Annotated in this window: 10 protein-coding genes; 2 read left to right on the top strand and 8 right to left on the bottom strand. The window is 70.1% G+C overall.

The genetic code is table 11. From position 1 onward, the window contains the following. Positions 1-158: 158 nt before the first annotated feature. Positions 159-1,871: an EAL domain-containing protein gene (locus tag OK345_RS15880; RefSeq protein WP_265128987.1), complete on the bottom strand. Its 1,713-nt coding sequence runs from the start codon at positions 1,869-1,871 to the stop codon at positions 159-161. A gap of 4 nt (positions 1,872-1,875) precedes the next feature. Further along, entirely contained in the window at positions 1,876-3,978 is a 2,103-nt protein-coding gene (locus OK345_RS15875) for a PAS domain-containing sensor histidine kinase (RefSeq protein WP_265155152.1), read from the bottom strand. Positions 3,979-4,122: 144 nt separating this feature from the next. On the opposite strand from OK345_RS15875, the gene OK345_RS15870 reads away from it, so the two are divergent. Then, positions 4,123-6,915 carry a bifunctional diguanylate cyclase/phosphodiesterase gene (locus tag OK345_RS15870; protein WP_265128986.1) on the top strand — a complete coding sequence of 931 codons (2,793 nt, stop codon included), beginning with the start codon at positions 4,123-4,125 and terminating at the stop codon, positions 6,913-6,915. Positions 6,916-7,638: 723 nt separating this feature from the next. Here OK345_RS15870 and OK345_RS15865 read toward each other — a convergent pair. The 6 genes from OK345_RS15865 to OK345_RS15840 all read right to left on the bottom strand — a co-directional run bounded on the left by OK345_RS15865 (position 7,639) and on the right by OK345_RS15840 (position 12,271). Then, a complete protein-coding gene (locus OK345_RS15865) occupies positions 7,639-7,902 on the bottom strand; it encodes a hypothetical protein (RefSeq protein WP_265128985.1) in 264 nt (87 codons plus the stop codon). A 78-nt stretch (positions 7,903-7,980) separates the two neighbouring features. Further along, positions 7,981-9,171: a methyl-accepting chemotaxis protein gene (locus OK345_RS15860; RefSeq protein WP_265128984.1), complete on the bottom strand. Its 1,191-nt coding sequence runs from the start codon at positions 9,169-9,171 to the stop codon at positions 7,981-7,983. 425 nt (positions 9,172-9,596) lie between these two features. Next, positions 9,597-10,211, bottom strand: a complete 615-nt coding sequence (gene hflD, locus OK345_RS15855) for a high frequency lysogenization protein HflD (protein ID WP_265128983.1) — start codon at positions 10,209-10,211, stop codon at positions 9,597-9,599. Then, entirely contained in the window at positions 10,208-11,344 is a 1,137-nt protein-coding gene (gene mnmA, locus OK345_RS15850; protein ID WP_265128982.1) for a tRNA 2-thiouridine(34) synthase MnmA, read from the bottom strand. Before mnmA ends, hflD begins: the two co-directional genes overlap by 4 nt. Next, positions 11,341-11,793 (bottom strand): NUDIX hydrolase, encoded by a 453-nt coding sequence (locus OK345_RS15845; protein ID WP_425510980.1) that lies wholly within the window; start codon positions 11,791-11,793, stop codon positions 11,341-11,343. Before OK345_RS15845 ends, mnmA begins: the two co-directional genes overlap by 4 nt. A gap of 10 nt (positions 11,794-11,803) precedes the next feature. Continuing rightward, the gene (locus OK345_RS15840; RefSeq protein WP_265128980.1) at positions 11,804-12,271 is read right to left on the bottom strand and encodes a YbjN domain-containing protein; all 468 of its coding nucleotides are present in this window, start codon (positions 12,269-12,271) and stop codon (positions 11,804-11,806) included. Between the two features lie 93 nt (positions 12,272-12,364). Here OK345_RS15840 and clpS point away from each other — a divergent pair, with 93 nt between their 5' ends. Further along, complete coding sequence (gene clpS / locus OK345_RS15835) at positions 12,365-12,685, top strand: ATP-dependent Clp protease adapter ClpS (protein WP_265128979.1); 321 nt, start codon at positions 12,365-12,367, stop codon at positions 12,683-12,685. Positions 12,686-12,755: the final 70 nt, after the last annotated feature.

Here is a 12,755-nt window from a genome sequence, read left to right as displayed (position 1 = left end):
GTCGCTCCTGCAACGGCGGAAAACTGTAGGAGCGACGTCAGTCGCGAACGATGAGGCGGCAGGGTTTCCGACCGCGAATGCCCCGGGAGAACGGTACCGGGGACCATGCCGTCGCGGGCAAACGGCCAGCGCCGGCGGAAGATCGCCGGGCCGGCAACTCAGGCGCCGTCGCTGCGGCGCTTCTCGTCGTGGGTGCGGAACGCCTGGCGGATGTGCTCGCGCAGTTCCTCGTCGTTCCACGGCTTGGTCAGGAAGCGGTAGATCGCGCCGCGGTTGATCGCGTCGGTGACGGTGTTCAGGTCGGTGTAGCCGGACAGCACCAGGCGGATGGTGTCCGGGTACAGCATCTTCACCCGGCCCAGGAACTCGGTGCCGCTCATGTCGCTCATGCGCTGGTCGGACAGGATCACCTGCACGTCGTTGATCGCCAGCAGGTCGAAGGCGTCGCGCACGTTGCCCGCGGCAAGGATGCGGTAGCCGTCGCGGCGGAACAGCCGCACCAGCGAGCGCAGCACGTTCTCCTCGTCGTCGAGCAGCAGCAGGGTGCGGTCCGGGCGGGTCTCGGCGAACGCCTCCGGGCGCAGGTAGCGGCGGCGCAGGGTCAGGCCGGCGGCGTCGGCGGACATCGGTTCGCCGAACAGGTAGCCCTGGAACACGTCGCAGTCGTTGCGCCGCAGGAAGCCCAGTTGCGCCTGCGACTCGACGCCGTTGGCGATCACGGTCATGCCCAGCTGGTGGCCCATGGCGATGATGGCGCGGGCGATGGCGGCCTCGCGGTTGCCGACCGGCGCGCTCTTGATGAAGCTGCGGTCGATCTTCAGCTTGTCCACCGGGTAGCGCACCAGCGCGCTGAGGCTGGAATCGCCGGTGCCGAAGTTGTCCAGGCTCAGGCTGATGCCCTCGTGGCGCAGGTTGGCCAGGGTCTCGTGGACGAAGTTGACGTTGTTGGTCAGCGCGCTTTCGTTGATCTCCAGGGTCAGCATCCGCGGCGGCACGCCGGCCGCCTGCAGCGCGGCCATCACTTCGGCGAAGAAGTTGGGCCGCAACAGCTGCAGGGTGGAGACGTTGACCGCGATGTTGAGGTCGTCGAAACCCTGGTCGCGCCACGCCCGCGCCTGGCGCAGCGCCATTTCCAGCACCCAGCCGCCGATCTGGACGATGATGCCCAGGCGTTCGGCGGTACGCATGAAACGTTCCGGCACCAGCATGCCCAGGGTCGGCGACTGCCAGCGCAGCAGCGCTTCCATGCCCACCACGTGGCCGTCGCGGGCGCTGACCAGCGGCTGGTAGCGCAGCCGCAGCTCGCCGTTGGGAATGGCGTCGACGATCTGCCGGGAGATGATGCTCTCGCTGTGCGGGCTGCTGGGGGTGTCCACCGCATACATGTGGACGATGTTGCCGCCTTCGCGGGCGGCCTGGTGGAGCGCATCCTCGGCATGGTCGAGCAGCCGGCTCGCCTGGGTGGTGTGTTCCGGGCACAGGCTCACGCCGATCTTGCCGGTCAGGAATAGCGTGTAGGGCAGTACCGCCAGCGGCAGCTCCAGCTGCTGGCGGATGTCCTCGGCGAAATCTTCCGGCAGGGCGACGCCGGGCAGGCGCGGCACCGCGATCAGGAATTCGTCGCTGCCGTGGCGCCAGAGCCGGCCGCGTCCCTGCAGGTGGTCGTGCAGCCGCTGCGCGATCAGCACCAGCGCCTGGTCGCCGACCTCGGCGCTCATGTTCTCGTTGACCGAGGCGAAATGGTCGATGTCCACGTGCAGCAGCATCAGCGGCGTGCCGCCGGCGGCGGCCTCGGCGACCATCGCCTGCAGTTCGGGATTGCCGGAGCCCAGGCGGTCGGCACCGTCCAGGGGCGGGGAGGGGGTCCACATTGGATCAGGGTTCCGCAGGTTCGTTCAGGGGGGCGGCCGCCGGCCGGTAGGGCAGCCGCAGGTCGACCCGGGTGCCGGCCCCGGGGGAGGAGGCGATGTGCAGGGTGCCGCCAGCGGTCTGCGCGCGCTCGCGCATGACGATCAGGCCCAGGCCGCGCGGGCCGTCCGGATCGAAACCGTCGCCATCGTCGCTGACCTGCAGGCGCAGGTGGTGGCCGCCCTCGTCGCTGAGCCGCAGCTGCACCTGCCCGGCGCAGGCATGGCGCAGCACGTTGGTCAGGCTTTCCTGGGCGATGCGGAAGCAGGCCTGCTCGATCTCGCCGCTGGGACGCTGCGGCAACTGTTCGATCTCCGGCAGCAGTTCCACCGACGAGGAACGGAACAGCATGCCGGCCTGCCAGCGCAACGCCGCTTCCAGGCCGAGCGCATCGAGCTGCGGTGGCCGCAGCAGCATCGACAGGTTGCGCAGCTTGGTGATGGTGGCATCGGCCAGCGAGACGATCTGCTGCAGGTCCTCGCCGCGGCGCGCCTCGTCCGGTTCGTCCAGCGCCGCGTGCGCCGACAATTTCATCGCGGTGATGGCCTGGCCGATGTCGTCGTGCAGGTCGCGCGAGATCGCGCGGCGCTCGTCCTCCTGCAGCGAGAACAGCCGCCGCGCCATCGCCTGCAGTTCGCGGTTGCTGGTTTCCAGCGCGTCGCGGATGCGTTCGGGTTCGCTGAGGTCGCGCACGATCAGCAGCTTGCAGTCGCGGCCGCCGTAGCGCACGTCGCCGTCGGCCAGGCTGGCCTGGAACAGGCTGCCGTCGCGGCGGCGCATGCGCGAGGTCAGGGGCGCGGCGTCGCGCTGCGACGTCGGGACCAGCAGCTGCTCGCGCACCCGCGGCAGGTCGGCGGCGTCGACCAGGCTGGACAGCGGCTCGCCCAGCAGGCTTTCGCTGCTGCAACCGAACTGCGCCGCGCCGGCGGAATTGACGTACAGCACGTGGCCATCGGACAGGATCACCACGCCGTCCGGCAGTACCCGCACCAGTTCGCGGAACTGTTCCTCGCGCTCGCGCAGCAGGCGCCGCGACTGCTCGCGCTCGGTCACGTCCTGCAGGGTGCCGTGGATGCGCGGCTGGCCGGTCTCGTCGGTGCCGCTTTCGGCGCGCAGGTGGACCGTGAGTACCCGGCCATCCATCGCCAGCAGCGGCAGCAGCACGTCGATCTGCACCATCCTGCCCGAGCACATGTCGGCGACCAGTTGCTCGTTGTGGGCGGCGGTGGAGGGGTCCGAGGGCACCAGCAGTTCCTCGATCCGGTGCCAGCGCGGGGCCGCCGGGGGACGCCTTCCCAGCAGCAGGTACACCTGGTCGGAGAACAACCCCAGGCCGCTGGCCGGGTCCAGTTCCCAGGCGCCGATGCGGGCGATCTCGTGGGCCTCCTGCAACCGTGCCAGCGCCTGGTCGCGGCGCCGCTGGGCCTGCGCTTCGGCGCTGCGGTCGATGGCGATCAGCAGCCGTGCGGGAAGGCCGGCGTAGTCGATGGCGTTGCTGCGCAGCTCCATCGATCGGGTGCTGCCGTCGCGCAGCCGCAGCGGGTGGGTGACGATGCAGGTCTCCTCCGGGTGTTCCCGCAGCCCGGCGACGATCTGGTCCAGCTCCTCCATCGGGCCTTCGGGCCACAGTGCTTCGAGCGAGAGCTGGACGAACTCGTCGCGCGACCAGCCGAAGAACGCCACTGCCGCCGGATTGACGTCGAGCACCCGCAGCGTGGCCAGGTCGTAGACCAGCATCGGGCCGGCATTGCCCTGGAACATCTGCCGGTAGTTGGCGGCGGTGCTGGCCAGCCGCTCGTGGGCCCGCACCACCCCGCGCACCAGCGGCTGCAGCAGCAGCGCCAGCAGGCCGCCGGTGGCGAGGATGAAGGCGGCGCCCTTGAAGGTCTGCAACCGCGTGGCGGCGACCAGGTCGGGCGACAAGCGGCCGATCAGCGCGTCGCTGCCGACGATCCACAGCAGACCCAGCGACACGTACAGCGCGACGATGCGCCACATGCCGCGCTTCAGCGTGCGGGCGAACGGAACATCCGGGGTCGACGATGGCGCAGGACGGCTGTCTGGGAGCATGGTCCGGTGGCTGCATGACGGTTGGGCGCTCCGCCATCTTAGCGGCAACGCCCGCACGAACGGCATCGCCGTTCAATTAAATGCGGGCGCCGCCGTTAATACCTGAGTTCCCGGAAATCGGGTGGGTGATCGGAGTTCCATCGCGTGGATCAGGGCGTAATCGCAAGTCTGTTGCAGCATCCGCTGAACTCGGCCCTGTTGATCCTGGACAGTGCCGGCCGGCCGCTTGCCGCCAATCCGCTTGCCAGCGCTCTGGGGCTGCCGGAAACCGCTGCCGCCTATTGCGGACTGCTGGATGGGGCCAGGTCGCTGGCGGCTGCCGACGGCATGGCCGCCTGCAGCCTGCCCGGCGGCGACAGCGGCCGTTGCGAAGGTTGGCTGCGTGCGGTGAGGGGCGAGGACGGCCAGGTGCTGGCGTATACCTTCAGCGTCCCGGAACCGCCGGGCCATACCGGCAGCCGCTGGGAAATCGCGCTGGAAAGCGCCGGGCACGGACTGTGGGACTGGGACATCCCCGGCGACACCATATTCCGCTCGCGCCGCTGGCACGGCCTGCCCGGCGAAGTGGAGCAGTGGCCGACGCTCAGTACCGGCGAATTGTTCGAGCGGGTGCACCCGGACGACCAGCCCGGCATGCGCGAGGCGATCCAGGCCCACCTGCAGGGTCGGAGCGGCGCCTACAGCTGCCAGTACCGGTTGCGCCTGGACGACGGCAGCTGGCACTGGATCCTGGACCGTGGCCGGGTGGTCGCCCACACCGTCGACGGGCAGCCGTTGCGGATGATCGGTACCCATACCGACATCCAGCAGCAGAAACAGATGGAAGAGCGCCTGCGCGACCAGCAGATGCAGCTGGGGCAGGCGCAACGCATCGCCAGTATGGGCAGCTGGGGCTGGGAGCGTGCCGGCAACCGCTTCTGGTGGTCGCCGGAACTGCACGCGGCCATCGGCCTGCAACCGGGGCAGCTGGTGCAGCGCCGCGGCTGGCTGCGGCGACTGGGTCGCGGCTCGCGCCGGCAGCTGCAGGCCGCCTGGCAGCGGATCCAGCACGACAGCAAGCCGTGCAGCCTGGAGTTGGAACTGCTCGGCGACAGCGACCTCACCCTGTACCTGCGGGTATGGATGCAGCCGCTGCTGGACGCCGAAGGCCGCATGCAGCGGGTGGTGGGGCAGGTGCAGAACGTCAGCGAACAGCACCAGACCGATGCCCTGATCCGTTGGCGTACCGAGCTGCTCAACCGGGTCTCGGCGCTGGGCCGGATCGGCGGCTGCGAGATCGAGGTCGCCACCCGCCGCATGCAGTGGACCGAGGAGTGCTACCGCATCCACGGCCTGCGCAAGGAACCGGTCACCCTGGATCAGGCGCTGGCGCTGTATACCGCGGATTCGCGCGACGCCTTCGAGGCGGCGCTGGTGCGGATCGCCGGCGGCGGCCTGCCCGAGCAGCTGGACCTGTGCTTCTACCGGCACTCGGGCGACCGCATCTGGGTCCAGGTGCTGATCGAACTGGACCGGCGCGACGGGCTGCCCGAACGCTTCGTGGTGCTGTTCCGCGACATCACCCGCGAGCGCGAGGCCAACGAGCGCATCGAGCTGCTGGCCCACTACGACCTGCTGACCGGCCTGCCCAACCGCATGATGCTGCGCGAACAGGCCGGCAAGGCCATGGCCGACGCGCAGGCGCGCGGCAGCACCCTGGCGATGCTGTTCATCGACCTGGACGGCTTCAAGAGCATCAACGACACCTTTGGCCATGCCACCGGCGACATGCTGCTCAAGGCGGCGGCCGCGCGCCTGCACCAGAACCTGCGCAACAACGACCTGTTCGGCCGCTTCAGCGGCGACGAGTTCCTGGTGATCCTGCGCGACCTGGCGGCTCCCGAGGACGCCGGGCACGTGGCGCGCAAGCTGATCGCCTCGCTGGCCGAACCGCTGCATCGCGGCGACGCCACCCTGAAGGTCGGCGCCAGCGTCGGCATCGCGCTGCAGGAGGAGGGCCGGCAGGATTTCGAATCGCTGCTGCGCGCCGCGGATGCGGCGATGTACGCGGCCAAGGAAGCCGGCCGCAACACCTGCCAGTACTACAGCCGAGACGCGCTGGTGCGCATCCAGCGGCGGCTGGAGATCGAGCACGCGCTGCACGGCGCGCTCGAGCGCGAGGAGTTCACCCTGGTCTACCAGCCGCTGGTCAACATCGACGCCGGGCAACTGCCGGCGATCGAGGCGCTGCTGCGCTGGAACCGGCCGGGGCACGACGACTGCAGCCCCGCCGAGTTCATCCCCATCGCCGAGAAATGCGGGGAGATCGTCCGCATCGGCGACTGGGTGATCGCCGAGGCCTGCCGCCAGGCAGCGGCCTGGGGCGCGGCCGGACTGGAATTCGACCGCATCGCCGTGAACGTGTCGGCGGTGCAGCTGCGCGACCGCGGCTTCGCCGAACGGGTGATCGACATCTGCCGCCGGCACAACTGGCCACCGCAGCGACTGGAGCTGGAGCTGACCGAATCGGCGCTGATCCGCGACACCGATGCCCTGCGTCACTGCTTCGATACCTTCGAGCAGCACGGCGTGCCGCTGGCGGTGGACGACTTCGGCACCGGTTTCTCCAACCTGCATTACCTCAACCGCTTCCCGGTACAGCGGTTGAAGATCGACCGCAGTTTCGTGCAGGGCATGCTGCACGATGCCGGCACCGCCGAGGTCACCCAGGCCATCGTCCACCTCGGCCATGCGCTGGGGATGCAGGTGGTGGCCGAGGGCGTGGAAACCGCACAGGAGGACGCGATGCTGCGCCGCCAGGGCTGCGACGAGATCCAGGGCTACCTGTACTCGCGGCCGCTGCCGCCGCGCGACCTGGCGCAATGGCTGCGCCAGGGCCAGGCGGACTCCACGGTGCGGCCGGCCGCGCCGGTCGCGGTACTCGCCGCCCGCGGCTGATCCTGCGCTTCCCGGCCGGCTGCCGGTCGCGCGATCTCCGGTCCCCCGGTCCTGCCGTGCGGGGCGGGGCGCCGCGGCTTGCGACCCTGTCCCATCGTTCTCCTTCGGCCCATGAGCGGGTGCCGGCCTGTGCCGGCCGATGTGGCGTGGGCGGCTCCTGGGTCGGCATTCGCGTGCCTGCGCCAGTCCGGGTCCGTGGTTCGCCGGCGGGCCGCTTCTGTCATGCAGATCGGCTTCCAGTCATGCCGGTCGGCGCTGCCGAGCGCCGCCTGCCGGTCGATCGGGGGCTTCGTCTCCGGTTGCCGCGGTTTTTCCCTGGCGATTGGCGCACCATCGGTCGCGACGTGCATCGCTCCTGCAAATAGCCGGGAACACGGCCGGGACATTGCAGGAGCGACGCACGTCGCGAGCTTTCCGGACGGTGGCGGGATCCCCCGGGGAGCGCTCCCGGTGAAGAGTCCTTCCAGGCTACCGTTCCTCCACGGGCAAGGGGCGCGGGGGAGGTCCACGCCCCGGCTCTTCCCGGTCTTTGCTGCCATGGACGGCCCGGCAGCTGCTGCCCGCATTACTCCAGGCGGTCGTTCCCAGCGAAATGCACGGGCGCCGTCTCCGCCGCCGAAACCGCCATCGACTGGCAACCATCGTCGCCGGCGACTTGCCCCGGTGCCGGTCGCTGCAGGAGGAAGGGAAGGATGCCCCGGCCTCCGTTCCGCCGCGCCCGCCTCAATCCTCGCCGCGCAGCGCGTCCCGGCCGCAAAGGCCCAGGTCCCAGGCCAGCCCCGCCAGCATCGGATCGTCGATCGGTCGTGTTGTCGGCGGCCGCGCGGCAAGTTGCGCCAGCTCGGCCTGCGCCATCGTTTCCAGGCGCTGCAGCACGCCACCCGGCGCCAGGCGCGTCGCCTGCGCGGGGGATGCCGCCGGCGACTCCTGGGTTCCGGGCAGGAGGGGGGCGATGTCGTCGTCGTTGGAGGGGGAGGTCAGGGACATCGGGGATCGGCGAAGCGGCAGTACGAGAAAAGCCCCGGCTCGCGCCGGGGCTTCGTCAATGCATTGGCGGCCGTGGGATCAGAACAGCTCCACGGTGCCGGCGCCCATGGTCTGCTGGCTCACCGGCTTGTGCGGCGGCCGCTCCCACTCGCTGCGCATCTCGCGCAGGCGGCTGCCCATGCGCTGCAGGGCGGTGGCCAGCTCGCTGTCGAACACGCCGCCATTGCGATGCAGCAGTTCCTGCAGCGCGACCGCCTCGCGGTTGATCTCGCTCAGGCGATCCAGGTGGGTGTGCACCCCGCCCAGGGCCTGGGTGGCGATGTCCTCGAACTGCAGGGCGCGCACGGCCTCGGCCACGCTGCTGTCGATGGCACGGCCGCATTCGGAGATCTCGCGCATGCCGTCGCCGAGCGAGCTGTTGATCGCCGCCACGTTGTCCAGCATCGCCGCCGCTTCCTGGCGGGCTTCGCGGGAGCGGTCCATGTCGCGCGAGGCCATGTGCGAGACGGTCTCGCGCACCTTGGCGATGGCGTCCTTGGAGCTGTGCGCCAGCTTGCGGATCTGCTCGTTGAAGGTGGTGGAGCGCTCGGACAGGTTGCGCACCTCGTCGGCCACCACCGCGAAGCCGCGGCCCGCCTCGCCGGCGCGGGCGGCCTCGATGGCCGCGTTCAGCGCCAGCAGGTTGGTCTGGTCGGCGATCGACTTGACGTCCTCCAGCAGCGCGAAGATGCCGTCCAGGTGCTGCGCCATCTGGTCGATGTGCTGCACCGTGGTGCTGCTCTGGCCGCTGACCTGTTCCAGCGCCTCCACCAGCTGCTCCATCCGCTGGCTGGCGTGCTGGGCGAAACGGGCCACATCGACGCCGGCGCCGCCTTCCTCGCCGGCGCGGTCGACGATGCGGGCCAGCGCCTGGCTCTGCTGGCGCGACTTGCGGTTCATCGCATCGAAGCTGCTGCCCAGTCCACCCACCGCCTGACGGATCAGTTCGCGGGCGCGCTCGATCTCGCTGCGCGAACCGTCGATCTCGTTGCCGACGAAGCTGCGCAGCTCGTTGAGCAGCTGGTCCTGCTCGCGCAGGATCCGCGCATGCTCGGGCGAACGCTGGGTCTGGCTGCGCACGCACCAGTAGGCGAATACGAGCCAGCTCAGGGTCATCGTGGTCAGGATGGCCCAGCGAACCGCGACGGGCCACTCGAACCCGACCGCGAAGAGGACGAGGAAGGTCATGGCCAGGGGGGCTGCCAGACGGATAGCGATGCGTGAGTACATGGATGTTCTCGGGAGAGTCACGAATGCAGTATCGGCCGTACCCCCGGGGTCTTTAGAGCGTCCAGCGAAACCCGTCCTCCCCGCACAGGCGGAGGTACTTCACGACGGCGCAAGGCGCTGGTCACCCGGCGACTTTCGCCGGGGAAAAGACGCGCGGCGTGGAAAGCCCGTCGCCGCGCCCCCCCAGTGGCCGTACGCGCCGATCGGGAGCGCCGGAACCGCGCGAGGCCCGGAGGCAGGCGTGCCGTTTCCCATGAACAGGCGGGAAGTGTGTTGCAACGGCCGGCAGACTGGTCATCCAGTGCCGCGCCGGTTGCCTGGCGCCGGCCGCATCCCCCGGGCCCGGCGCTCAGGTTCTTTCCGGTACGCCAGCCGCAGCGGGAGGAACGGCAGCGCCCCGGCCGGCCGCCGGCCCCAGCGCGCGATTACGCCAGCGCCCGCTCCACCGCTTCGACCATGCCGCGCTTGGCGAACAGGAAGTCCCAGTAGTTGCCGCCGACCTGGCGCCACAGCACCGCCGAGCGCACCGCGGCCAGCAGCAGGGCGCGGATCTCGGCGACCACCCCGGCCTGGCCGAGGTAGTGCGGGTTGCCCTGGACCATGACCCGCGGCCGCAACTGGCTGATGGTGTCGGCATACAGCCCGCCCATCGCCGCCAGTACGTCCGGGTGGGCGCTGTCGCCCAGTTCGCGGGCCTGCGCGGCGGCGCGTTCGATGCCGGCGGCGACCTTGTCGACGGTGGCGCCTTCCTTCACGAAGCGGCGCTCCAGCTGCAGCACCGCCAGCGCCAGCCGCGGCAGCGCCTCGTCCTTGTTCTGGTTGCGGAAATAGCCCTGCAGCAGGCGCAGCCCGGGGGCGAGGTTGCCGGCGCCGCCGAACACCTCCGCCGGCGAGTCGGCGTCGATGCGGAACACGCTGTCCATCGCGGTGCGGACCACGGCGGCTTCGGAATGGCCGGTTTCGGCGATGCGGCGCACCTGCTGCAGCGCCTGCGCGATGCCCGCCAGTGCCAGTACGCGGTCGTCGAGGGAAAAACTCATCGGGATATCTCTGAAGGGAAAGTAGGGGTGCCCAGGCGCCGCTCCAGCGGCGCATCGGTGGCGGCGATCACCGCCCCGCCCAGGCATTGCTCGCCGTCGTACAGCACCAGCGACTGCCCCGGCGTGACCGCCCGCTGCGGGCGCGCGAAACGCACCTCGACGCTGCCGTCGTCGCCCACCTGCACCGTGCACGGCTCGTCGGGCTGGCGGTAGCGGGTCTGCGCGGTGCACTCGAAACGCGTCGCCGGCGGCGCACCGGCGATCCAGTGCGCCGTTTCCGAACGCAGCCAGCCGGACTGCAGCCAGGGACTGTCGTGGTCCTGGTCCACGTACAGCACGTTGCCGGCCACGTCCTTGCCGACCACGTACCAGGGGGCGGCCGGGCGGCCGCGGACGCCGCCGATGTTCAGGCCCTCGCGCTGGCCCAGGGTGAAATAGAACACGCCCGGATGCTCGGCGATGCGCCGGTCCTGCGGGTCGCGGATCTCGCCGGGGCGGGCGGGGAGGTACTGCGAGAGGAACTGGCGGAAGTCGCGCTCGCCGATGAAGCAGATGCCGGTGGAATCCTTCTTGGCGTGGGTCGGCAGGCCGGCCTCGCGGGCGATCCGGCGCAGGTCGTCCTTCTGCAGCCCGCCGATCGGGAACAGCGTCGCCGCCAGCTGTTCCTGCCCCAGCTGGTGCAGGAAGTAGCTCTGGTCCTTGCCGCGGTCGGCCCCGCGCAGCAGCCGCCAGCGGCCGTCTTGCCGGTCGATGCGGGCATAGTGGCCGGTGGCGATGCGCTCGGCGCCCAGCTCGCGCGCCGCATCCAGGAAATGCTTGAACTTCACCTCGCGGTTGCACAGCACGTCCGGGTTGGGGGTGCGGCCGGCGGCGTACTCGGCCAGGAAGTGCTCGAACACGCCCTGCCAGTATTCGCTGGAGAAATCGCGGAAATGGAACGGGATGCCGAGCTTGCCGCATACCGCCACCGCGTCGCGGCGGTCGTCCTCGGCGCGGCACTCGCCCGAGCCGTCGTCGGCCCAGTTCTGCATGAACAGGCCGGCCACCGCCTCGCCCTGCTGCACCAGCCGCAGCGCCGCCACCGACGAATCCACGCCGCCGGAGACGCCCACCACGATCCGTACCCGGCTCATGCGACCTGCCTCAGCAGGGACAGCGGGTGGCGCTGGCCGCCCAGCCAGTCGGCCACCACCTGCCATACCAGCGGGCTGCGCAGGCGCGCGGACTCGGCCTGCAGCTGCGCCGGCGCCAGCCACAGCGCCTGCACGATGCCCTCGTCCAGCGGCTGGGCGGGGTGGTGCGCCAGCGGTTCGGCGGCGAAGGCGAAGCGCAGGAACGGCGTACCGTCGCCGGCGGTCCACTGGTAGGTGCCGATGTAGTGGGTCAGGCGCACGTCCCAGCCGGTTTCCTCGCGGGTCTCGCGCACCGCCGCCTGCAGCAGGCTCTCGCCGGCTTCCAGGTGGCCGGCCGGCTGGTTGAGTACCTGCCGGCCATCGATGGTCTCTTCCACCAGCAGCAAGCGCCCGTCGCGCGGCACCACGGTGGCGACGGTGACGTGCGGCAGCCAGCGCCGGGACGGGATCGCGCTCACTTCAGAACTCGTCCTTCGAGGTCAGCTCCAGCTCCATCGCGTCGGCGGAGCGGATCGCCGCCTCGATCGCGTCGCTCAGCACCTCGGCCGAGGCCCCGGCATCGAGCTTGACCACGAACATGGCCATGTCCTGCTGCTTCACCCAGCCGCCGAGCTTGGCGTTGTTGGAGTCTTCCAGCAGGCGGTTGGCCACCTGCACCGGCAGCTGCGGGCCCGGCGAACGGTAGGCCGGCGACCATACCTCGCGCACGCGGTGGCTGCCGTACTCCTCCACCTGGGAGCGCACGAACACCAGCTGCGAGCGCTCGTCCTCCATGTCGAACACCATCTTGTAATCGCCGTCGTCGTCGATCTCGTAGTTGTATTCGAGGCTGTCGAGCAGACGGCCGACGGCGGGGTCCGGCGCGGCGGCCATTGCGCTGGCGGCCAGAGTGCCGCCCAGCAGCGCGGCGATGATGGTCTTCTTCATTTTTCCCCATGCAGGAAGCGGAATATCCGCAGATTGTGCGGGGCGGCGGCGCTGTCGTCCAATGTCGGCGGGACGGAGCCGTATAATTGCAAGATGCCCCACAAGACCCATCAAGACAACGAACATGGCGTGCTGGTAGAGACCGGCAAGCCCGAGGTCGCACCGCCGCCGTTCTACCAGGTGATGCTGCTCAACGACGACTACACGCCGATGGATTTCGTGGTGACGGTGCTGCAGAGCTTCTTCGCCATGGACCTGGACAAGGCCACCCAGGTGATGCTGCACGTCCATACCCGGGGCCGCGGCGTCTGCGGGGTCTATACCCGCGAGGTGGCCGAGACCAAGGTGGCCCAGGTCAACGAGTTCTCGCGCATGAACCAGCACCCGCTGCTGTGCACGATGGAGCAGGTCTGAGCCGGGCGGGGCCGGCGCGTACTAACGCAGTCTGAACGCAGTGATCCGATAGGGTTGTGGAAAATCACGC

Origin of the sequence: Xanthomonas chitinilytica (assembly GCF_026107455.2) — a bacterium.
In the GTDB taxonomy this organism is placed as follows: Bacteria; Pseudomonadota; Gammaproteobacteria; order Xanthomonadales; family Xanthomonadaceae; genus Stenotrophomonas; species Stenotrophomonas chitinilytica.
The sequence above is the reverse complement of the archived record's forward strand: the minus strand, read 5'-3'. Positions and strand labels throughout refer to the sequence as shown.

What these genes read in the sequence shown, in the direction of transcription:
- OK345_RS15880 (WP_265128987.1), bottom strand. Translation starts at nt 1,871, where the DNA reads ATGTGGACCCCCTCCCCGCCCCTGGACGGTGCCGACCGCCTGGGCTCC.
- OK345_RS15875 (WP_265155152.1), bottom strand. Translation starts at nt 3,978, where the DNA reads ATGCTCCCAGACAGCCGTCCTGCGCCATCGTCGACCCCGGATGTTCCG.
- OK345_RS15865 (WP_265128985.1), bottom strand. Translation starts at nt 7,902, where the DNA reads ATGTCCCTGACCTCCCCCTCCAACGACGACGACATCGCCCCCCTCCTG.
- OK345_RS15860 (WP_265128984.1), bottom strand. Translation starts at nt 9,171, where the DNA reads ATGTACTCACGCATCGCTATCCGTCTGGCAGCCCCCCTGGCCATGACC.
- hflD (WP_265128983.1), bottom strand. Translation starts at nt 10,211, where the DNA reads ATGAGTTTTTCCCTCGACGACCGCGTACTGGCACTGGCGGGCATCGCG.
- mnmA (WP_265128982.1), bottom strand. Translation starts at nt 11,344, where the DNA reads ATGAGCCGGGTACGGATCGTGGTGGGCGTCTCCGGCGGCGTGGATTCG.
- OK345_RS15840 (WP_265128980.1), bottom strand. Translation starts at nt 12,271, where the DNA reads ATGAAGAAGACCATCATCGCCGCGCTGCTGGGCGGCACTCTGGCCGCC.
- clpS (WP_265128979.1), top strand. Translation starts at nt 12,365, where the DNA reads ATGCCCCACAAGACCCATCAAGACAACGAACATGGCGTGCTGGTAGAG.